This window comes from Cellulomonas timonensis (genome assembly GCF_900046455.1).
GTDB lineage: Bacteria > Actinomycetota > Actinomycetes > Actinomycetales > Cellulomonadaceae > Cellulomonas_A > Cellulomonas_A timonensis.
Window position 1 is genome coordinate 1,050,198 of sequence record NZ_FCOT01000013.1, and the last position, 20,561, is coordinate 1,070,758.

General features: G+C 73.0%; 21 protein-coding genes and 1 pseudogene. 10 read left to right on the forward strand and 12 right to left on the reverse strand.

Annotated elements, in window-relative coordinates; all coding sequences use genetic code 11:
- Positions 1 to 33: 33 nt before the first annotated feature.
- From BN3788_RS18165 to BN3788_RS18190, 6 genes are read right to left on the reverse strand one after another with little or no spacing between them, the layout of a single operon-like run.
- Positions 34 to 2,034 (reverse strand): ABC transporter ATP-binding protein, encoded by a 2,001-nt coding sequence (locus BN3788_RS18165; RefSeq protein ID WP_390620160.1) that lies wholly within the window; start codon positions 2,032 to 2,034, stop codon positions 34 to 36.
- Entirely contained in the window at positions 2,031 to 3,770 is a 1,740-nt protein-coding gene (locus BN3788_RS18170) for an ABC transporter ATP-binding protein (RefSeq protein WP_066589252.1), read from the reverse strand. Before BN3788_RS18170 ends, BN3788_RS18165 begins: the two co-directional genes overlap by 4 nt.
- The gene (locus BN3788_RS19930) at positions 3,770 to 4,501 is read right to left on the reverse strand and encodes a TetR/AcrR family transcriptional regulator (RefSeq protein WP_234346721.1); all 732 of its coding nucleotides are present in this window, start codon (positions 4,499 to 4,501) and stop codon (positions 3,770 to 3,772) included. The genes BN3788_RS18170 and BN3788_RS19930 overlap by 1 nt, the downstream gene beginning before the upstream one ends.
- A gap of 59 nt (positions 4,502 to 4,560) precedes the next feature.
- Positions 4,561 to 5,808: an SPFH domain-containing protein gene (locus BN3788_RS18180; protein ID WP_066589258.1), complete on the reverse strand. Its 1,248-nt coding sequence runs from the start codon at positions 5,806 to 5,808 to the stop codon at positions 4,561 to 4,563.
- Between the two features lie 57 nt (positions 5,809 to 5,865).
- A complete protein-coding gene (locus tag BN3788_RS18185; RefSeq protein WP_066589261.1) occupies positions 5,866 to 6,318 on the reverse strand; it encodes an NfeD family protein in 453 nt (150 codons plus the stop codon).
- Positions 6,319 to 6,359: 41 nt separating this feature from the next.
- Positions 6,360 to 7,031 carry a TetR/AcrR family transcriptional regulator gene (locus BN3788_RS18190; RefSeq protein ID WP_066589265.1) on the reverse strand — a complete coding sequence of 224 codons (672 nt, stop codon included), beginning with the start codon at positions 7,029 to 7,031 and terminating at the stop codon, positions 6,360 to 6,362.
- A gap of 98 nt (positions 7,032 to 7,129) precedes the next feature.
- On the opposite strand from BN3788_RS18190, the gene BN3788_RS18195 reads away from it, so the two are divergent.
- On the forward strand, positions 7,130 to 7,984 hold the full coding sequence (locus tag BN3788_RS18195) for an alpha/beta hydrolase (protein WP_066589267.1): 855 nt from the start codon (positions 7,130 to 7,132) through the stop codon (positions 7,982 to 7,984).
- A gap of 10 nt (positions 7,985 to 7,994) precedes the next feature.
- On the opposite strand, the gene BN3788_RS18200 is transcribed toward BN3788_RS18195, so the two are convergent.
- Entirely contained in the window at positions 7,995 to 8,777 is a 783-nt protein-coding gene (locus BN3788_RS18200; RefSeq protein WP_066589268.1) for an ABC transporter ATP-binding protein, read from the reverse strand.
- A gap of 64 nt (positions 8,778 to 8,841) precedes the next feature.
- On the opposite strand from BN3788_RS18200, the gene BN3788_RS18205 reads away from it, so the two are divergent.
- Positions 8,842 to 9,630: a hypothetical protein gene (locus BN3788_RS18205; RefSeq protein WP_066589270.1), complete on the forward strand. Its 789-nt coding sequence runs from the start codon at positions 8,842 to 8,844 to the stop codon at positions 9,628 to 9,630.
- 43 nt (positions 9,631 to 9,673) lie between these two features.
- Here BN3788_RS18205 and glgA read toward each other — a convergent pair.
- A pseudogene (gene glgA, locus BN3788_RS18210) lies at positions 9,674 to 10,912 on the reverse strand (glycogen synthase); the annotation flags it as partial.
- Positions 10,913 to 11,023: 111 nt separating this feature from the next.
- Here glgA and BN3788_RS18215 point away from each other — a divergent pair.
- Both BN3788_RS18215 and serB read left to right on the forward strand, forming a co-directional pair.
- The gene (locus BN3788_RS18215; RefSeq protein ID WP_066589274.1) at positions 11,024 to 12,265 is read left to right on the forward strand and encodes a glucose-1-phosphate adenylyltransferase; all 1,242 of its coding nucleotides are present in this window, start codon (positions 11,024 to 11,026) and stop codon (positions 12,263 to 12,265) included.
- Between the two features lie 43 nt (positions 12,266 to 12,308).
- Positions 12,309 to 12,992 (forward strand): phosphoserine phosphatase SerB, encoded by a 684-nt coding sequence (serB, locus tag BN3788_RS18220; RefSeq protein WP_390620161.1) that lies wholly within the window; start codon positions 12,309 to 12,311, stop codon positions 12,990 to 12,992.
- Positions 12,993 to 13,023: 31 nt separating this feature from the next.
- Here the strand turns inward: serB and BN3788_RS18225 are convergent, their stop codons facing one another.
- From BN3788_RS18225 to fabG, 3 genes are all read right to left on the reverse strand, one after another.
- Positions 13,024 to 13,542 (reverse strand): SixA phosphatase family protein, encoded by a 519-nt coding sequence (locus tag BN3788_RS18225; RefSeq protein WP_066589277.1) that lies wholly within the window; start codon positions 13,540 to 13,542, stop codon positions 13,024 to 13,026.
- A 4-nt stretch (positions 13,543 to 13,546) separates the two neighbouring features.
- Positions 13,547 to 14,314: an enoyl-ACP reductase FabI gene (gene fabI, locus BN3788_RS18230; RefSeq protein WP_066589280.1), complete on the reverse strand. Its 768-nt coding sequence runs from the start codon at positions 14,312 to 14,314 to the stop codon at positions 13,547 to 13,549.
- 70 nt (positions 14,315 to 14,384) lie between these two features.
- On the reverse strand, positions 14,385 to 15,116 hold the full coding sequence (gene fabG / locus BN3788_RS18235) for a 3-oxoacyl-ACP reductase FabG (RefSeq protein WP_066589282.1): 732 nt from the start codon (positions 15,114 to 15,116) through the stop codon (positions 14,385 to 14,387).
- A 142-nt stretch (positions 15,117 to 15,258) separates the two neighbouring features.
- Between fabG and BN3788_RS18240 the strand changes: the two genes are divergently transcribed.
- The 3 genes from BN3788_RS18240 to BN3788_RS18250 are packed head-to-tail and all read left to right on the forward strand — an operon-like array spanning position 15,259 to position 16,750.
- Complete coding sequence (locus BN3788_RS18240; protein ID WP_066589757.1) at positions 15,259 to 15,594, forward strand: DUF3099 domain-containing protein; 336 nt, start codon at positions 15,259 to 15,261, stop codon at positions 15,592 to 15,594.
- Positions 15,591 to 15,833: a hypothetical protein gene (locus tag BN3788_RS18245; protein ID WP_066589284.1), complete on the forward strand. Its 243-nt coding sequence runs from the start codon at positions 15,591 to 15,593 to the stop codon at positions 15,831 to 15,833. The genes BN3788_RS18240 and BN3788_RS18245 overlap by 4 nt, the downstream gene beginning before the upstream one ends.
- Positions 15,830 to 16,750 (forward strand): SURF1 family cytochrome oxidase biogenesis protein, encoded by a 921-nt coding sequence (locus BN3788_RS18250; protein ID WP_066589285.1) that lies wholly within the window; start codon positions 15,830 to 15,832, stop codon positions 16,748 to 16,750. Before BN3788_RS18245 ends, BN3788_RS18250 begins: the two co-directional genes overlap by 4 nt.
- Before the next feature lie 9 nt (positions 16,751 to 16,759).
- Here the strand turns inward: BN3788_RS18250 and BN3788_RS18255 are convergent, their stop codons facing one another.
- A complete protein-coding gene (locus BN3788_RS18255; RefSeq protein WP_066589286.1) occupies positions 16,760 to 18,358 on the reverse strand; it encodes an ABC-F family ATP-binding cassette domain-containing protein in 1,599 nt (532 codons plus the stop codon).
- A gap of 173 nt (positions 18,359 to 18,531) precedes the next feature.
- Here BN3788_RS18255 and BN3788_RS18260 point away from each other — a divergent pair, with 173 nt between their 5' ends.
- The 3 genes from BN3788_RS18260 to BN3788_RS18270 are packed head-to-tail and all read left to right on the forward strand — an operon-like array spanning position 18,532 to position 20,554.
- A complete protein-coding gene (locus BN3788_RS18260; protein ID WP_066589287.1) occupies positions 18,532 to 19,173 on the forward strand; it encodes a biotin transporter BioY in 642 nt (213 codons plus the stop codon).
- A gap of 17 nt (positions 19,174 to 19,190) precedes the next feature.
- Positions 19,191 to 19,916 carry an energy-coupling factor ABC transporter ATP-binding protein gene (locus BN3788_RS18265; protein ID WP_066589289.1) on the forward strand — a complete coding sequence of 242 codons (726 nt, stop codon included), beginning with the start codon at positions 19,191 to 19,193 and terminating at the stop codon, positions 19,914 to 19,916.
- A complete protein-coding gene (locus BN3788_RS18270) occupies positions 19,910 to 20,554 on the forward strand; it encodes an energy-coupling factor transporter transmembrane component T family protein (RefSeq protein WP_066589291.1) in 645 nt (214 codons plus the stop codon). Before BN3788_RS18265 ends, BN3788_RS18270 begins: the two co-directional genes overlap by 7 nt.
- Positions 20,555 to 20,561: the final 7 nt, after the last annotated feature.

The window sequence follows — 20,561 nt, forward strand, 5'->3', positions numbered from 1 at the left end:
GGGCCGGGGCGCGTCGGACGCCAGTCGAGCGCCCTAGTCGAGCGCCGTGGCCGCCTCCGCGAACTGCGAGGCGTACAGCCGCGCATAGGCGCCGTCGGCCGCGAGCAGCTCGTCATGGGTGCCCTGCTCGACGATCGACCCGTGCTCCATGACGAGGATGACGTCCGCGTCGCGGATCGTGGACAGCCGGTGCGCGATGACGAAGGACGTCCGCCCGGCGCGCAGCGCGTTCATCGCCTGCTGCACGAGCACCTCGGTGCGGGTGTCCACCGAGGACGTCGCCTCGTCGAGCACCAGGATCGCGGGGTCGGCGACGAACGCGCGGGCGATGGTGAGCAGCTGCTTCTCCCCCGCGCTGACATTCGACCCCTCGTCGTCGATCACCGTGTCGTAGCCCTCGGCGAGGGTCCGCACGAAGTGGTCGACGTGCGTGGTCCGCGCCGCCTCGATGAGGTGCTCGCGGGTGATCTCGTCGGCGGCGTAGGCGATGTTCTCGGCGATGGAGCCGCTGATCAGCCACGTGTCCTGCAGCACCATGCCGATCTGCGAGCGCAGGTCGTCCCTGGTCATGGCGGCGGTGTCCACCCCGTCGAGGGTGATGCGCCCGGAGTCGACCTCGTAGAACCGCATGAGCAGGTTCACCAGCGTGGTCTTGCCGGCGCCGGTGGGGCCGACGATGGCGACGGTCTGCCCGGGCTCGGCCACGAAGGACAGGTGCTCGATGAGCGGGTTCTCCCGGTCGTAGCTGAACGAGACGTCCTCGAAGGCCACGCGGCCCAGCACCGGGGTGGGCACGGGCGCCGCGGGGTCCGGGTCGGGGCTCTGCTCCTCGGCGTCCAGCAGGTCGAAGACGCGCTCGGCGGACGCGACGCCGGACTGGAGGAGGTTCATCATCGACGCGATCTGCGTGAGCGGCTGCGTGAACTGCCGGGAGTACTGGATGAACGCCTGCACGTCGCCCAGCGACATGGTCCCCGACGCGACCCGCAGGCCGCCGATGACCGCGATGATCACGTAGTTGAGGTTCGACAGGAAGCCCAGCGCCGGCTGGATGATCCCCGAGATGAACTGCGCGCGGAACGAGGCCTCGTACAGCTTGCCGTTCTCGTCGTGGAACGTGGAGATCGCCTCGCGCTGGTGGCCGAACACCTTGACCAGCGCGTGGCCCGTGTACATCTCCTCGATGTGCGCGTTGAGCGTGCCGGTGCGCTGCCACTGCGCGACGAACTGCGGCTGGGACCGCTTGGCGATGGCGGCGGTCACCACCACGGAGAGCGGCACGGTCACCAGGGCCACGAGGGCCAGCAGCGGCGAGATCCAGAACATCATCGCGAGCACGCCGATCACGGTGAGCACGGAGGTGATCACCTGGGACAGGGTCTGCTGCAGGGTCTGGGCGATGTTGTCGATGTCGTTGGTGACGCGGCTGAGCACCTCGCCGCGGGGCTGCTTGTCGAAGTACGACAGTGGCAGCCGCTGGAGCTTGCGCTCGACGGACTCGCGCATCCGGAAGACGGTGCGCTGCACAATGCCCGCGGTGAGCCGGCCCTGCAGCCACCCGAACACGAACGACCCCACGTAGATAGCCAGGACGAGCAACAGCACGTCGCGCAGGCGCGTGAAGTCGACGCCTTGCCCGGGCACCACGTCCGCGCCCGACAGCAGGTCCGCGAAGCTGTCCTCGCCCCTGGCGCGCAGCCCGGCGATGGCCTCGCTCTTGCTGATCCCCTCGGGCAGCTGGCGGCCGATGACGCCCTCGAAAATGATGTTCGTCGCCTGGCCGAGGATCTTCGGCCCGGTGACGACGAGCGCCACCGACACAACCGCGAGCGCGACGGTCAACGCCATCTTCAGTCGCTCGGGCCGCAGGTAGCCGAGCAGCCGGCCGCCGGAGCCGCGGAAGTCCATCGACTTCTCGGTGGGCATGCCGAGCCCGCCCATCGGGCCGTGGCCGCCTCCGTGCGGAGGACGGCGCCCACCCGTCGCGGGCTTCTCCCCGACCGGCGCTGCGCCGGGTCGCTGGTTCGCGCTCACGCGGCGGCCTCCTCTTCGCTGATCTGCGAGAAGACGATCTCGCGGTAGGTCTCGGACGTCTCGAGCAGGCTCTCGTGGGTGCCGCGGGCCACGATGGCCCCGCCCTCGAGGACGACGATCTCGTCGGCGTGCCGGATGGTCGCGACGCGTTGGGCCACGATCAGCACGGTGGACCCGCGGGTCTCGGGGACCAGCGCGGCGCGCAGCGCGGCGTCGGTGGCGAAGTCGAGCGCGGAGAACGAGTCGTCGAACAGGTAGATCTGCGGGCGCCGCACGATCGCTCGGGCGATCGCCAGGCGCTGGCGCTGGCCCCCGGAGAAGTTGGAGCCGCCCTGCGCGACGGGCGCGTCGAGCCCGCCGGGCGTCGCCTCGACGAAGTCGCGGGCCTGCGCGACCTCGAGCGCATGCCACACCTCCTCGTCGGTGGCGTCCGGCTTGCCGTAGCGCACGTTCGTGGCGATGGTCCCGGTGAACAGGTAGGGCTTCTGCGGCACCAGCCCGATGGCCGACCACAGGTCGTCCGGGTCGAGCTCGCGCACGTCCACGCCGCCCACCAGCACGGAGCCGCCGGTGGCGTCGAACAGGCGGGGCACCAGGCCCAGCAGCGTCGTCTTCCCGGCGCCGGTGGAGCCGATGATGGCGGTGGTCTGGCCGGGCTGGGCGTCGAGGTCGATGCCGTGCAGCACGGGGTGCTCGGCGCCCGGGTAACGGAACTCCACGTCGCGCATCTGCAGGCGTCCGCGATCTGCGGGGTCCAGGGGCATGGGACGGGCGGGCGGCTGCACGGAGGTGTGCGCCTTCATCACCTCGCCGACGCGCTCCGCGGAGACCACGGCCCGCGGGACCATGATGAACATCATCGTGGACATCATCACGGACATGAGGATGTAGGCGATGTAGCTGAGGTAGGCGACGAGCGACCCGACCTGCATCTGCCCGGAGTCGATGCGGCCGGCGCCGAACCACAGCACCGCCACGCTCGTCGCGTTCATGATCAGCATGACGAGCGGGAACATCAGCGCCATGATCTTGCCGACTCGCAGCGAGGTGTCGAACAGCGCGGTGTTGGCGCCGGCGAACCGGCGGGACTCCTGGCGCTCGCGCACGAAAGCGCGGATGACGCGGATGCCGGTGATCTGCTCGCGCATCACGCGGTTGATGGTGTCGATGCGCTTCTGCATGACGCGGAACTGCGGCACCATCCGGGCCACGACGAAGCCGATCACGACGCCCAGCACGGGCACCGCGACGAGCAGCACGGCGGACAGCCCGACGTCCTCCTGCAGGGCCATGATCACGCCGCCGACCAGCATGATCGGCGCCATCACCATCACGGTGAACGTCAGCAGCACCACCATCTGGATCTGCTGCACGTCATTCGTGGTGCGGGTGATGAGCGTGGGGGCGCCGAACTGGCCGACCTCGCGCGCGGAGAACGTCTGCACATGCGTGAACAGGCCCTCGCGGACGTCGCGGCCGAACGCCATGGCGGTGCGGGCGCCGAAGTACACGGCGGCGATGGCGCACACGACCTGGAGCAGGCTGACGGCGAGCATGATGCCGCCCTCGCGCAGGATGTAGCCGGTGTCGCCGCGCGCGATGCCGTCGTCGATGATGTGCGCGTTGAGGCTGGGCAGGTACAGCGTCGCGATGGTCTGGACGAGCTGCAAGGCCATCGCGGCGGCGACCGACCGGCGGTACGGCCTGAGGTACTCCTTCAGGAGTTGCGTGAGCATCAGCCCTCCTCCCCGTGGTTGGCGGATGTGTGGGCGTCGGACGCGTGGTGGGCGAGGCCGTCCAGGGCGACGGCGACGAGATCCTCGGCGGACAGGTTCAGCCCGCTCCCCCAGGCGCCGGGGCGCCGCGTCGACAGCACGAGCCCCATGAGGATGCGCGCGCTGTCCAGCGGCGGCAGGCGCAGCTCGGCGGCATGCGCGGCGAGGAGCTCCGCGACCGCGTCGACCACGGGCTCCACGGACGCGTGGTGGCGGCGGGCGCGATGCCCATGCGGTGGAGCGCCATGTCCGACGCCGGGGCGGTGCTCGCCGCCAGGACGGTGCTCGCCGCCAGGAGAGTGCTCGCTGCCGGGACGGTGCTCGCCGTCGGGCGCGTGGTGGGCCACGAAGAGCAGGTCGACGACTTGGCCGGCGCGGTCCTGCATGAGCCGCACCGCCTCGGTGAGTGCGGGCCGCAGGGCCTGCGAGGCGGGGATCGCCTCGATCTGGGCGACCAGGTCCACCGGGTCCAAGGCCCGCTCGACGGCGGCGCGCACAAGGGTCTCCTTGTCGGGGAAGACCCGGAACAGCGTCCCCTCGGCGACGCCGGCGGCGGCGGCGAGCTCGCGGGTGGTCACTGCGCCACCGCGTTCGCGCAGCAGCGGCACAACTGCCTCGAGGATCGCGGTGCGCCTGTCGTCAGGCGCCATCGCGGGGGCGCGGCGCGGCCGCGGCTGGGCGTTGAAGGGCATGAGCCCCATGGTAAGTGAGTGAGAACTCACTCACAAGTTCATTTCCGCCGCCGGCCCGCTCACTGCTCCGGGGCCGGGCCCGAGTCGGGTCGGGCGTCACGCTCGGACGGCGGCACGATGGGGTCGACGTCCTCCGGCGGCTCGGTCGGCGCGATCGGCTCCCGACGCGCCGGCGGAGGCGCGGCGACGTCCTCGCGCTGCGGGACCGCTGGGCGCTGCCCCAACTCCGCGCCGGGGTCGAACGGCAGCCCACTGAGCGTGCCCGCGCTCGTCGCGTCCTCGGTGGCGGCCTGCGAGTCCCGCCGGGCCTCCGCGAGCGCCTCGGCGGGATCCTTGAGCGCCACCGACGGCAGCCCGGACCCGAGCGGCGAGGGCTCGGGCTGGCGGGGCGCCCCCCCCGGCGGCGGGGCGCCCAGCCCGGCGAACCCCTGCACGAACTGCCCGAGCGCGCCCGTCAGCTCCGAGGGGATCACCCACACCTTGTTCGCCGGGCTCGCGGCCACCTTCGGCAGGGTCTGCAGGTACTGGTAGGCCAGCAGCTTCGGGTCGGCGTCGCCGCGGTGCACCGCGTCGAAGACCTGGAGGATCGCCCGCGCCTCGCCCTCGGCGTTGAGGATCGCGGCCTGCGCCGAGCCCTCCGCCCGCAGGATCGCCGCCTGCTTCTCGCCCTCGGCCGTGAGGATCTGGCTCTGCTTGACGCCCTCGGCCGTGAGGATGGCGGCGCGCCGGTCACGCTCGGCGCGCATCTGCTGCTCCATCGACCCCTGCACCGAGGCGGGCGGGTCGATGGCCTTGAGCTCGACCCGGTTGACGCGGATGCCCCAGCGCCCCGTGGCCTCGTCCAGCACCCCGCGCAGCTGGCCGTTGATCTGGTCGCGGCTCGTGAGGGTCTGCTCGAGGTCCATCGACCCGATCACGTTGCGGAGCGTGGTGACGGTGAGCTGCTCGATGCCGGTGATGTAGTTGGCGATCTCGTACACCGCGGACTTCGGGTCGGTGACCTGGAAGTAGATGACCGTGTCGATGCTCACCACGAGGTTGTCCGAGGTGATCACCGGCTGCGGCGGGAAGGAGACGACTTGCTCGCGCAGGTCGACGGCGGCCCGCACCCGGTCCACGAACGGGATCAGCAGATGCAGCCCCGCGTCGAGGGTGCGCGAGTACCGGCCCAGCCGCTCGACCACCACCGCGACGGCCTGCGGCACGATCCGCACCGCCCGCGCGAGGGCCACCACCACGAAGATGACGACCAATGCCAGCACGATCAGCCCGAGGACCTGCCCCGGATCGAGGTTCTCGTCGAACACGATGCGTCCTCCTCGTCAGGCCGCGCGACACGCCTGGTTGGCTCGTCGCGCCCTCGCTCACGCGTGCGGGGCGTCCTGCTGCGCGACCACCACGGCCGTCGCCCCCTCGATCCGGCTGACCCGCACCTCGGCGCCCGCCGGGAAGACGGCGCCCTCCTGGCCGGCACGGGCCGACCAGACCTCGCCCGCCAGCTTCACCCGGCCGCCGGCCTCGGTGGTGGGGGCGACCACCACGGCGGTGCGCCCGACGAGCGCGGCCGCGTTCGTCTCCACCAGCGTCGTCCGAGCCCGCAGGTGCCGCAACAGCCAGGGCCGCAGCGCGAACAGCAGCACGACGGCCGTCCCCGCGGCCACGACGATCTGCACGGGGACCGAGGCGCCGAGCGCGTTCGCCACGGCCCCGGCGATGGCCCCGCCGGCCAGCATCAGGAAGATCAGGTCGAGGGAGATCATCTCGGCGATGCCGAGCAGCAGGGCGCCGCCCACCCACCACAGCCATCCGCCGTTCATCGGGGCCTCCCCTACTCGTCCCGGGGCCGTCAGCCCTCGGGCTACCGCTGCGCCGCGCTCTCCCGGGCGAGCCACGGATGCCGCTCGGGCCGGGCGGCGACCCGGCCGAGCCGGTCCTCGACGGCCGCGAGCGCCCGGCTGTACACCGAGTCGTCCCCATGCAGCAACGAGAGCGTGTTGGCCATCTCGAGCATCGAGGTGAGCTCGAACTCGAGCTGGTCGACGTCTGTCCCCTCGACGATATCCCCGGCGTCCAGCGCCCTGGCGGCGATGCCCCGGACGTGACGCGACCACGCGGCGTAGGAGTCGACCACGGCGGCGCGCACGGGGCCGGTGCGGGAGTCGAACTCGGCGGTCACGGCGGAGAAGAAGCACCCGCCGTCGAACACCCGGCTGCGGGAGTAGTCGAGCCACAGCGCGCACAGCGTGTGCAGCCGGTCCAGCCCGTCGGGCACCTCGCGCGCAGGGCCCACGACGTGGTCGACGAGCATGGCGCGCGCCGCCTCGACGGTGGCGAGCTGCAGCGCCTGCTTGGAGCCGAAGAGCGTGAAGATCCCGCTCTTGCTGACGCCGACCTCACTCGCCAGCCGTCCGAGCGAGAGCTCGGCCAGGCCGTCCACCGAGGCGATCTGCACCGCGCGGGCGAGCACTGCGGCACGGGTGCGGTTGCCCCGCTCGACCCGCCCGTCGGGGCGCTCTCCGCTCTCGCTCATGCGGGGACGCTATCCGCCGACCGGGACCTGTGCAATGCTCTGAACGCACGTCCGTGCGCATTGTCGCGTGACGCTTGACACCGCCGAGGAGAACGACCATGGACCTGCGCGTCACCGCGCGCCACGCCCTGCGGGTGGCCCACCGCCTGGCTCCGCCCCTCGCCAGCGCCGGGGCCGCGGCCCTGTTCCTCAGCCCAGCGCCCCGTGCGCGGGTCTGGTCCATCGAGCGCGAGGCCCTCGCCAGCGCCGATGTCCGCGATGTGACAGTGCGGGGCGCCACCGGGCGGGGCTCCACCGTGCGCGCCTACCAGTGGGGCGACGGCGCCCGCCCGGTGCTCCTCGTGCACGGATGGCAGGCCCGCGCCTCCCGATGGGCGCCCCTCGCGGCCGCGCTCGCCGCGCGGGGCCTGTCCCCCATCGCCTTCGACGCCCCAGGACACGGCGACTCTCCGGGCCGCACCACCGACGTGCCGCAGGTCGCCGCCGTGATCGAGCGGATCGCCCAGGACACCGGCCCGCTGACCGCCCTCGTCGCGCACTCCTTCGGGGCGCTCGGCGCCACCTTGGCCCTGCGGCAGGGCGTGCCCGCGGAGCGCTTCGCCGCGCTGGCCCCGGTGAGCGACCCCGAGCACCTGCTCCAGACGTTCTCGCGGCAGCTCGACCTGCACCCGCGGCTCACCTCGGCCGTCCGCGGCAGGGTCGAGCGCCACCTGCGCAAGGAGGACCACACCTGGCTCAGCCTCGCGGTCGACCGTGGGCCGCAGGACCCTCAGATCCCCGTGCTCGTGGTCCATGACGACGAGGACCATGTGGTGCCGATCGCGCACGGCCAGCGCATGCTCGCCGCCCACGCCGACGCCGGCGAGCTGCTCGTCACCCGCGGCCTCGACCACCAGCGGATGCTGACCGCGCCAGAGGTCATCCGGGCGGTCGCGGACTTCGCAGCCGCCTGACAGCAGGCGCTCAGGCGGCGCGGGCCGCCCAGCGTTCCCCGTGGCGGTCGACCACGAGGTCGATGCCGAACGCCGAGGACAGGTTCTCCGGCGTGAGCGTCTCCTCGATCGGCCCGGCGGAGTGCACCTGGCCGTCGCGCAGCAGCAGCAGGTGCGTGAAGCCCGGCGGGATCTCCTCGACGTGATGCGTGACCAGCACCATCACGGGCGAGCGGCGGTCGCGGGCGAGCTCGGCGAGGGCGCTGACGAGCTCCTCGCGGCCGCCCAGGTCCAGCCCGGCGGCGGGCTCGTCGAGCAGCAGCAGCTCGGGGTCGGTCATCAGCGACCGGGCGATCTGGGCGCGCTTGCGCTCCCCCTCGCTCAGCGTGCCGAACCGGCGGCCGGCCAGGTGGTCCACCCCGAACGCGGCCATCAGGTCCTTGGCCCGGCCCTCGTCGAGGGACTCGTAGGCCTCGCGCCACCGCCCGGTCACGCCGTACGCGGCGGTGAGGACCACGTCACGGACGAGCTCGCCCGCCGGGATCCGGTCCGCGAGCGCGGCGCTGGACAGCCCGATGCGCGGTCGCAGCTCGAAGACGTCGACCCGCCCCAGGCGCGAGCCCAGCAGGTCCGCCGTGCCCGACGACGGGTGCATCCGCCCGGCGGCGATCTGCAGCAGCGTCGTCTTGCCGGCGCCATTGCGCCCGAGCACCACCCAGCGCTCGCCGTCGCGCACCGTCCACGACACCCCGTCGAGGATCGTCGTGGTCCCACGGCGGATGGACACGTCCTGCAGGTCGAGCACGTCACTCATGGGCACAAACCCTAGTCGGGCGCGGATCGGTCGGGGACCGCGCCGCGCGTCGTAGGTTGGTGCGATGGATCACTCCGGACTGGCCCTGCCGCGATCGGTCGTCCTCGCGCTCTGGCTGCAGGAGGTGGGCGCGGGCGCCGCGCCCGTCCGCCAGCTGCTCGAGGCCGTGCAGGGCGATGACGAGCCGCATGACGTGCGCGCCGCTGACGGCTCCGCGGAGCTGGGCGGCACGCTGTCCGAGCTGGTCGCCGCCTGGGCGTCCGGTCCGCGCGCGGTCGCCGCGGTGCTGCCCGCGCCCGGCGACCCCACGGGCGTGCCGAGCGCGGTGTCCAGCGCCGCCACACACGCCGGGGAGTGCGTGCTGGTGCACACCGACCAGGGCTCATGGGCCGCCGTCCCGGAGGTCGAGGCGTTCGGGTCGGTGTACGAGCAGGGCCACCTCGTGACGTGGGAGGTCCAGCAGGTGCCGGACTGGCGCACGACGTTCCAGGGCCAGGTCGGCTCGCTCTCCGAGTCGGAGTCCGAGCTGCGCACCGCGCTCACGCAGGCCACCGAGGCGCTCGCCTCGCTGGACGTCGCCCGGTGGCGTCCCGACGCGGCGGATGCGATCGCCGCGCTGCGCACGGGCGTCGACCCGGGCTGGGCGCTGCCCAGCGGGATCGACGGGCGCCGGGTCCGGGTGCTGGGCAGCGCCGCGCGGCTGCGGGCCATCGTCGAGCTCGCCACCGCCGACGACGGCGGCGCGGTGAACCTGTGGCAGGCGGACCAGCGGTCCACGGCCCTGCGCGAGGTGGACCGGGCGGCCCGCCGCGCGATGTCGGCGGCCACGCAGCAGCAGCCCGCGCGCCCCTGACCTTGCCGATGCGCCCCTGCCCGCGGCGGGCGGGGCAGCCCGGCAGCACCGAGCGGGAGACCTCGAGGGTCCTCTCGGCCACGGCCTCCCAGGAGAAGTGCTCCTCCACACGCTTGCGCGCGGCGACGCCCATCTCGGCGGCGCGCTCCGGGTCGCCCACCACGCGCACGAGCGCGGCGCCGAGGTCCGCGACGAACTTCTCGGGGTCGACGGGCGTCCCAGTGCCGTCCTGGAGCTGCTCGATCGGCACCAGCTCCCCTGTCACGCCGTCGTCGACGACCTCGGGGATGCCGCCGGTGGCGCTTCCCACCACGGGCAGCCCGACAGCCATGGCCTCGAGGTTGACGATGCCGAGGGGCTCGTACACCGACGGGCACACGAAGACCGTGCCGCTGGCGAGCACGGCGATCAGGTCGGGGCGCGGCAGCATCTGCTCGATCCACACCACGCCGTCGCGACGGGTCCGCAGGTCCGCCACCAGGCCGCTGACCTCGGCGGCGATCTCCGGGGTGTCCGGGGCGCCCGCGCACAGCACGAGCTGGACCTCGGGCGGCAGCGCCTCGGCCGCGCGCAGCAGGTAGGGCAGGCCCTTCTGCCGCGTGATCCGGCCGACGAACACCACAGACGGGCGCTCGGGGTCGATGCCGAGCCCTCGCACCACCTCGTCGGCGCGGGCCAGCGCGGCGGCGTCGGAGGGCCGCTGCCAGCCGTCCAGGTCGATGCCGTTGTGCACCACGTGCACCCGCGCGGGGTCCACCTGCGGGTAGCTGCGCAGGATGTCCTGGCGCATCCCGGCGCTGACGGCGATGACCGCGTCGGCGGACTCGAACGCGGTGCGCTCGGCCCACCCCGAGAGCGCGTACCCGCCGCCGAGCTGCTCGGCCTTCCAGGGCCGCAGCGGCTCGAGGCTGTGCGCGGTCACCACATGCGGGATGCCGTACTGCAGCGCGGCGAGGCGCCCGGCGAGGTTCGCGTACCAGGTGTGGGAGTGGACCAGCTCGGCGGGGCCGTCCGTGTCGTGCTCGGCGATCCGGTCGCCCGGGCGCCCCACGGCGTCGGCGATCTCCAGGTCGATGCCGAACGTGGCCAGCGCCGGGTTCGCGTCGGCGAGCCCTGCGGGGATGGCATGCCCCACGACGCCCGACTCGTGCCGCCCGCCGTCGAAGCACTGCACCCGGACGTCGATGCTGCGCCGCAGGACCGCCGCGAGCTCCGCGACGTGCACCCCCGCGCCGCCGTACACGTGCGGCGGGTACTCACGCGTCAACAGGTCGATCCGCACGTCTGTCCCTCCCCGTGGGCAGTGGATCCGCCCAGCCGTTTAGCGCGACACGCTAGCGCCTCGCGCGCCCCCGCCTCGCCCCGGACGGGTCGGTGGCCCTAGGGTCATGCCATGGCAGCGCCGCGCGTCCTTGCGATCGTCCTTGCAGGTGGAGAGGGCAAGCGACTCATGCCCTTGACGGCAGCCCGGGCCAAGCCCGCGGTGCCGTTCGGTGGGATCTACCGCCTCGTCGACTTCGCCTTGTCGAACCTCGTGAACTCCCACTACCTGCACATCATCGTGCTCACGCAGTACAAGTCCCACAGCCTCGACCGGCACGTCACGAAGACGTGGCGCATGTCGTCGCTGCTCGGCAACTACGTGGCGCCGGTGCCCGCGCAGCAGCGGGTGGGCAAGCACTGGTACCTGGGCAGCGCCGACGCGATCTACCAGTGCCTGAACATCATCGACGATGAGCGGCCCGACATCGTGGTGGTCGTCGGCGCGGACCACGTGTACCGCATGGACTTCTCCCAGATGGTCGACCAGCACATCGCCTCGGGCGCCGAGCTGACCGTCGCGGGCATCCGCCAGCCCATCGAGATGTCCGACCAGTTCGGCGTCATCGAGACGTCGGCGGACGACCCGACGCGCATCACGGCGTTCCGCGAGAAGCCCGTCGACCCGCAGGGCCTGGCGGACTCCCCGAACGAGATCCTCGCCTCGATGGGCAACTACGTCGTCAACGCCGACGCCCTGGTGCGCGCCGTCACGGCCGACGCGGAGAACCCCACGTCGCGGCACGACATGGGCGGCGACCTCGTCCCCGCGTTCGTGGAGCGCGGCACCGCCGGCGTCTACGACTTCATCCGCAACGACGTGCCCGGCTCGACGCCGCGCGACCGCGACTACTGGCGCGATGTCGGGACGCTCGACTCGTATTACGACGCGAACCAGGACCTCATCTCCATCGAGCCCGTGTTCAACCTCTACAACTACGAGTGGCCGCTGCACACCGGCTACACCGGGCTCCCGCCCGCCAAGTTCGTCCACGCGGGCGCCGGCCGGCTCGGCCACGCGGCCGACTCGATCGTCTCTCCCGGCGTGCTCGTCTCCGGCGCCACGGTCTCCGGCTCGGTGCTATCCCCCGGCGTGTACCTGCACTCCTGGGCGCAGGTCACCGACTCGGTGCTGATGGACGGCGTCACCGTGGACAGGTACGCCCAGGTGCACCGCGCGATCCTCGACAAGAACGTCGTGGTCCCCGAGCGCGCGCGCGTGGGGCTGGACCGCGAACACGACTTGGAGCGTGGTTTCACCGTCACCGAGTCGGGCATCACCGTCGTCCCGAAGGGCACAGTCATCAAGGCGTGAGCACCACAGGTGGGCTCGGAGCCCCGCGCACTACCCTGCCCAGGTGAGCACGCTGCCTGACGCCCTGAGCACCCCCGCGACCTCCGCCGCCCCCCGACTCGTGGTGATGGACGTCGACTCGACGCTCATCACGGCGGAGGTGATCGAGCTCCTCGCGGCGCGGGCGGGCTCGCTCGACGCTGTCGCGGACATCACCGAGCAGGCGATGCGCGGCGAGATCGACTTCGCGGCCTCCCTGCACCAGCGGGTGGCGACTCTGGCCGGCCTGAGCACCTCGGTGTTCGGCGAGGTGCTGGCGGAGGTCGAGCTCACGCCCGGCGCCATCGAACTCGTCGCCGAGCTCGACGCGCGCGGCTGGCCGCTGGCGCTCGTCTCCGGCGGCTTCGTCGAGGTGGTGGAGCCGTTGGCCGCGAGCCTCGGGATCACCCGGTTCCGCGCGAACGGCCTGGAGGCCCGCGACGGGGTGCTCACCGGCCGGGTGCGCGGCCCCGTGATCGACCGGGCCGCGAAGGCGATCGCGTTGCGCGAGTTCGCCGCCGAGTCGGGCATCCCGTTGGATCAGACCATCGCGATCGGCGACGGGGCCAACGACCTGGACATGCTGGAGCAGGCCGGGTTCGGCATCGCGTTCAACGCGAAGCCGCTGGTGTGCGGCCAGGCCGACGCCGTGGTGCGGGGCCGGCTCGACGACGTGCTGGGGCCCGCGCCGTTCGCGCTAGCCGGCTGACGGCAGCGGGCTGACGGCGCGAGCGCCCAGATCAGGCCGGGGTGACCAGTCGCACCAGGCGGGCGCCGTCCGGCTCGAGCTCCGACCAGCGCGCGTCGGTCTCGAGCACCGAATAGCTGGCGGTCGGCACGCCGAGTCGCACCCGGTCGAGCACCGCCTCGTCGGAGCCCGGCCCGGCCAGCGTGGCGGCCGTCTGCGACATCACGGGCTCATGCCCCACGACCAGCACCGTCGCCACGTCGTCGCCGATCTCGCGGACGATCTCCAGCACCCGGCGCACGTCGGCCAGGTAGAGGTCCTCGTTGATGTCGACCGACTCCGGCTCGCCGGAGAGCGCCGCCCGCGCCAGGTCCCAGGTCTGCCGAGTGCGGATGGCAGCCGAGCACACCACGTGATCGGGCACGAGCCCCTCGTGGCTCAGGCTCGCCCCCCCGCCCCCCGCCTGCGTGCGCCCCTTCAGCGCGAGGGGCCGCAGGCGGTCCTCGATCTGGGGGTGCTCCGCCTTGGCGTGGCGGAGCAGCACGAGTCGTCGAGGCGCAGTGGAGTTCACGCCCTCAGAATCCCATCGCGTGGACGCCGCCGTCGACGTGGACGATCTCGCCCGTCGTCGCCGGGAACCAGTCGGAGAGCAGCGCGGCGACGGCACGGGCCGTGGGCTCGGGGTCGGTGACATCCCAGCCGAGGGGCGCGCGGTCGGGCCAGCCGCCCTCCATGGCCTCGAAGCCGGGGATCGACTTGGCCGCGGTGGTCCGGATCGGGCCGGCCGACACGAGGTTCACGCGGACGCCCTCGGGGCCGAGGTCGCGGGCCAGGTAGCGGGCGGTGGACTCGAAGGCGGCCTTCGCGACGCCCATCCAGTCGTACACGGGCCACGCGTAGCGCGCGTCGAACGTGAGCCCGACGATGGAGGATCCGCTGCCCAGCAGCGGCTGCGCGGCGACGGCCAGCGACTTGAGCGAGTACGCCGAGACCCGCAGCGCGGTGGCCACGTCATCCCACTCGCCAGCGAGGAAGTTGCCGCCCATCACCGACTGCGGCGCGAAGCCGATCGAGTGGACCACGCCGTCGAGGCCGTCGACGTGCTCGCGCACGCGGTCCGCGAGCGCGGTCAGGTCCTCCTCGTCGGTGACGTCGAGCTGGACCACCGGCGCGGGCTGCGGCAGCCGCCGCGCGATGGCCTGCGTGAGCCGGAACTGCCGGCCGAAGGAGGTCAGGACCACCTGCGCGCCCTGCTCCTGGGCGAGGCGCGCGACGTGGAACGCGATCGAGCCGTCGGTGAGGACGCCGGTGACGAGGAGCTTCTTGCCGTCGAGCAGACCCATGGGTGCTGTTCCGTTCCGCTAGTCGTGAGGTGCTGAGGGGGTTGAGCGGTGGCGCGGGACGCCAGGAGTGTCAGTGCCCCATGCCGAGGCCGCCGTCGACGGGGATGACCGCGCCGGAGATGTACCCGGCGTCGGGCGACGCGAGGAACTGCACGACACCGGCGACCTCGTCGGGCTGGGCGAACCGGCCCATCGGGATCGCAGCGCGGTACGCCTCCTGCCGCTCGGCCGGGAGCTCGGCCGTCATGGTCGTGGCGATGAAGCCGGGGGCGACCACGTTGGCGGTGATGCCCCGCCCGCCGAGCTCGCGGGTGATCGAGCGCGCCATGCCCACCAGCCCGGCCTTGGACGCGGCGTAGTTGACCTGCCCCGCGCCGCCGTAGAGGCCGACCACCGACGAGATGAGGACGATGCGGCCGCGACGCATGCGGATCATGCCCTTGGAGGCACGGCGCACGCAGCGGAAGGCGCCCGTGAGGTTGACGTCCAGGACACCCTCGAAGTCCTCGTCGGTCATCCGCAGCAGGAGCTGGTCGCGCGTGACGCCGGCGTTGGCGACCAACACCTCCACCGGGCCATGCGCGGCCTCGACCTCGGTGAAGGCGGCGTCCACGGCAGCGGTGTCCCGCATGTCGCCGACGGCCCCCAGCACGCCGTCGGGCAGGTCGCCGCCGCGGTAGATGGTCGCGACCTTGTCCCCGTTCGCCACGAACCGCTCCGCGATCGCGCGGCCGATGCCGCGGTTCGCGCCGGTCACCAGGACGCTGCGAGGTGTGGGTGGGTTCACTGTGGTCTCAGGCACGGCAACCGACGTTAGCCGACATGCGCCGCTGCCAGGGGCGACGCGGTCGCACAGGTTGTCGCCGAGCCGTTGTCCGGTCCGCACAACAGCGCCTGCCCCACGGGCGGGTCTGACGGCCCCTGCCCGGACTTAGGATCGGATGATGAGCAAGAAGCGGGAGGACGGCGAGGAGGTCCACCGGATCACCTCGGCGCCTGAGGCGCTCGCCGAGGACCAGGCTCGCCGCACCAAGCGGTACCTGGTCCAGATGGGCGTGCGCGTCGTCTGCTTCATCGCGGCGGTGCTGACATGGCACCGGATCCCCATCGCGTTCTCGATCCTCATGATCGTCGCGGCGGTCGTCCTGCCGTACGTCGCGGTGCTGTTCGCGAATGCCGGCCGGGCCCGCCGCGAGCCCGACGACCCGCTCATGGACCCACGCACCCTCGGACCAGGCCACCGGCCCGGCGCCGACCAGCTCGGAGGCAACCACCGATGAACCTGCTGTCCCCCACCCCCGACGCGGTCGACGAGCTCGTGTGCAGCGCGCGCGGCTGCCGCTCCGAGGCGGCCTGGGGCCTGCTGTGGAACAACCCGAAGCTGCACACCCCCGAGCGCCGCAAGGTGTGGCTGGCCTGCGACGACCACCGCGAGCACCTCGAGCAGTACCTGGGCGCGCGGAGCTTCCTGCGTGATGTCGTCCCCGTCTCCGAGCTGCCGGTCGCCGACCTCTCATGAGGCCCCAGGTGCGCCGCGCGGTGGGGATCGTCCTGCTGGGCGTCCTGATCGCGGTCGGTTGCACGTTCGCGGGCCGCTGGCAGTGGAATCGGCATGTGGACCGCGACGCCAAGATCAAGGTCGTCGAGGCCAACTTCGACGCCGATCCCCTCCCGCTCTCCGAGGTGCTCGACTCCCCCGCCACGGCGCTGACCGCCAGCCAGGAGTGGCAGCCCGTCGTCGTGACCGGGAGCTACGCGCCAGAGGCCACGGTCTTGTTGCGCAACCGTCCCGTGGACGGGCAGCCCGGCTACCACGTGCTGGTCCCGCTCGTGCTGGGGGACGGCGGAGAGCCGGGATCCGTGCTGCTGGTCGATCGCGGGTACATCGCCTGGGGCGACGACGCGTCGGCCGCCGTGGACGTCCCGTCGCCGCCGTCGGGCAAGGTGACGGTCACCGCGCGGATGCGGCTCGACGAGCCGGCGCTCGGCCGCTCGGCGCCCGCGGGGCAGGTGCAGTCGATCACCGTCGACGAGGTCCTCGCTGCGGGCGGCGCCAGCGAGCTCGCGTCCTCCGCGTACCAGGGCTATGGCTCCCTCGTCGCCGAGGAGCCGGGCGCCCAGGCCCTCGGCGAGCTCGCCGAGCCGAGCACCGACCCCGGCTCGCACCTGTCCTACGCGTTCCAGTGGTGGACGTTCGCGCTGGGGTCCCTGGTGGGCTTCACGTTGCTGGCCCGGCGAGACCTGCGCGAGGACGGCGAGCCGACTGACGGCGCACGGCCCGGCGAAGGCTCCTTGCGGGCGCCTGCGCGCGAGCCGCGCCGCCGTCGCGGGCCCAGCGCCGAGGACGAGGAGGACGCCCTGGTCGACGCACGGCTCGACCGTGTCGACCGTGTCGACCAGGGCGGCCGGGTCGACCAGGGCGGCCGGGTCGGCTGAGGGCGCCCGTCAGGCGAGCGAGATGAGGTCCAGGTAGTCCGGGCCCCACAGGTCCTCGACGCCGTCGGGCAGCAGCACGATGCGCTCGGGGTCGAGCGCCTCCACGGCGCCCTCGTCGTGGCTGACCAGCACCACGGCCCCGGTGTAGGAGCGCAGCGCCGCGAGGATCTCCTGGCGGCTCGCGGGGTCCAGGTTGTTGGTGGGCTCGTCGAGCAGCAGCACGTTCGCCGCGGACACGACCAGGGCCGCGAGCGCGAGCCGGGTCTTCTCCCCGCCGGAGAGCACCCGTGCGGGCTTCTCCGCGTCGTCGCCCGAGAACAGGAACGAGCCGAGCACCGAGCGCACCTGCGTGTCGGTGAGGTCCGGCGCGGCCGAGCGCAGGTTCTCCAGGACCGTGCGGTCCAGGTCGAGCGTCTCGTGCTCCTGCGCGTAGTAGCCGAGCTTGAGCCCGTGGCCCGCGCGCACCTCGCCCGTGTCGGGCTTCTCGACGCCTGCCAGCATGCGCAGCAGCGTCGTCTTGCCGGCGCCGTTGAGCCCGAGCACGACGACGCGGCTGCCCTTGTCGATCGCCAGGTCGACGTCGGTGAAGACCTCCTGCGAGCCGTAGGACTTCGACAGCCCGGCGGCGGTCAGCGGGGTCTTCCCACACGGCGCCGGGTCCGGGAACCGCAGCTTGGCGACCTTGTCCGATGCCCGGACCTCCTCGAGGCCCGAGAGCATCCGCTCGGCGCGGCGCATCATGTTCTGCGCGGCGACGGCCTTGGTGGCCTTGGCGCGCATCTTGTCGGCCTGGGCGAGGAGCACCGTGGCCTTCTTCTCGGTGTTGGCGCGCTCGCGCTTGCGGCGCTTCTCGTCTGTCTCGCGCTGCTTGAGGTACGCGTCCCAGCCGAGGTTGTACTGGTCGAGCTCCCCGCGGTTGGCGTCCAGGTGGAACACCTTGTTGACGGTGGCGCGCAGCAGCTCGGTGTCGTGGCTGATCACCACGAAGCCGCCCGGGTAGGACTTGAGGTAGTCGCGCAGCCACAGGATCGAGTCGGCGTCGAGGTGGTTGGTGGGCTCGTCGAGCAGCAACGTCTCGACACCCGAGAACAGGATGCGCGCCAGCTCGACGCGGCGGCGCTGGCCGCCAGAGAGCGTCCCGATGGTCTGCCCCAGCACCCTGTCGTCGAGGCCCAGGTTCGCCGCGATGCGGTGCGCCTCGCTCTCGGCGGCGTAGCCTCCCCCGGCCTGGAACCGCGCGTCGAGCTTGGAGTAGCGCTCCATTGCGGCGTCACGCGTCTCGTCGTCCGCGCTGGCCATCGCGCCCTCGGTCTCGCGCATCGACCGGACGATCTCGTCCAGGCCGCGCGCGGACAGGACCCGGTCCAGGGCCAGCACGTCCAGGTCGCCGGTGCGGGGGTCCTGCGGAAGGTAGCCGACGTCCCCGGTGCGGGTGATCTGCCCGCCGGTGGGCAGGCTCTCCCCCGCGAGGGTCTTGGTGAGCGTCGTCTTGCCGGCGCCGTTGCGACCGACCAGACCGATCCGGTCACCCGCCGCGATGCGGAAGGTGGCCTCCTCGAGGAGCACTCGGGCGCCGACGCGCAGCTCGACGGCGTGGGCAGTGATCACTGATGTCCTTCCGGGGCCGGTCGATGACCGGCTGGGGATTTCCTCCGACTGCCTGACGTCACCATTGGACGGAGGCACAAACGCCATCAAGTCTACGACCGGCTAGCGTTGTCAACGGCCCGAGGACCCTGTCCGGGCGCTCTGCCTCCCGCCTTCGCACCCTCTGGAGAGCCATGTCCCACGTCCCCGGCGAGCCGATCGCCCGCTCCGCCGACGGCGCCGCCAGCGCTGCTCCGCTCCCCCTCACCCGGTCGTCCGCGGCCACCGATGTGGCGCTCGTCGCAACCTTCGCGGCCCTGCTCGCGGTGTGCGCGATCATGCCCCCCATCGCCGTCGCGGGCCTCGCCGTCCCCATCACCCTGCAGACGTTCGGCGTGATGCTCGCGGGCCTGGTGCTCGGGTCGCGCCGCGGGAGCCTCGCGGTGCTGCTCTACCTGGCCGTCGGCTTCGCGGGCCTGCCCGTGTTCGCCGGCGGGTCCGGCGGCGTCGGCGTGCTCGGCACAGCCTCCGCCGGCTACCTCGTCGCGTTCCCGCTCGCCGCGTTCCTCGCCGGCTTCCTCGCGCAGCGCGCCGCGTCGGTGCGGCCCGCACTGCGGTACCCGGCGCTGTTCGGCTCGGCGATGACCGCGAGCCTGCTGCTGATCCACCCGATCGGCATCACCGTCATGGGCTGGCGCCTCGGCATGTCGGCGACCGAGGCGATCACCGCCGGCGCCACCTTCCTGCCGGGCGACGTCATCAAGAACCTCCTCGCGGCGCTCGTCGCGACGGCCGTGCTCCGGGCCTTCCCGGACCTGCTGCGCCGCACGCGCTGACACCGAGGCCAACCCGCATGATCGAGCTCGACGCCGCCACCGTCACCGTGTACGCCGCGCGTGACGGTGGCGGCACAGCCGACGAGATCCGGACCCTGCTCCACCCTGTGACGTGCCGCCTCACCGAGCCGCGCGTCGCCGTGATCGGGGCGAACGGCTCGGGCAAGTCCACGCTGGCACGGCTGGTGAACGGCCTCGCGCTGCCCTCGGCGGGCAGCGTGCGCGTCGAGGGCCTGGACACCGTCCGACAGGGCCCGGCGGTGCGCCGCCGGGTCGGATTCGTGTTCTCCGACCCCGACGCGCAGCTCGTCATGCCGACAGCCGTCGAGGACGTCGCGCTCTCGTTGCGCCGGATCGACGTCCCCGCCTCGGAGCGCGCCGCCCGCGCGCGCGAGATCCTCGCCCGCTTCGGCCTGGGCGGGCGCGCCGAGGTGCCCGTGCACGCGCTCTCGGGCGGGCAGAAGCAGCTCCTCGCGCTCGCCGGCGTCCTCGCCACCGAGCCGACGGTGCTCGTGTGCGACGAGCCGACCACGCGGCTCGATCTGCGCTGGCGGCGCGTCGTCGACGACCTGATCGACGGGCTCGAGCAGCAGGTGCTCCTCGTGACACACGACCTGGACGCCGCCGCCCGCGCCGACCGGGTGCTCGTGGTCGACGAGGGCACTGTGGTGCACGACGGCGACCCGCTCGACGGCGTCGCGCGCTACCGCGAGCTCATGGCCGCCGTCCCGGCCCCATGGTGAGACGCGCGCGCGGACCCCGTCGCCGGGCGTGGGCCGGCCCGCTCGGGCTGTACCACCCCGGCACGAGCCCCCTGCACCGCGCACGCCCCGGAGCGAAGCTCGCCGGGCTGATGGTGCTCAGCGTGCTCGTCGTGGCCCTGCGGGGCGTCCCCGCGACCCTGGCGCTGACGGCCGTGGCCCTGGGCCTCGTGGCTGTCGCCCGGGTGCCGCTGCGCGCCACTGCCCGCGGCGCTGCTCCCGTGCTCGTGACCGCCGCCCTGGTGCTCGGCTACCAGTGGTGGGCGCGCGGCTGGCAGGTCGGCCTGGAGATCGCGCTCGACCTCGTGACGATCGTGCTGGCCGCGAGCGTGCTCACCGCCACGACCCGCGCCGACCACATGCTCGACGCGCTGGCCCGGGCGGCCCGCCCGCTCCGGCACGTCGGACTGCCGCCCGAGACGTTCGCCCTCGCCGTGAGCCTCATGCTGCGCGCCATCCCCGCGCTCCTCGAGACATTCGGCGAGGTCCGTGACGCCGCGTGGGCGCGCGGGCTCGACCGCGACCCCCGCGCCCTGCTCGCCCCGGCGGCGGTGCGCACCGTGGCACGGGCGCGGGCCACGGGCGACGCGCTGGCCGCGCGCGGCATCGGCGAGGATTGACCGCGCC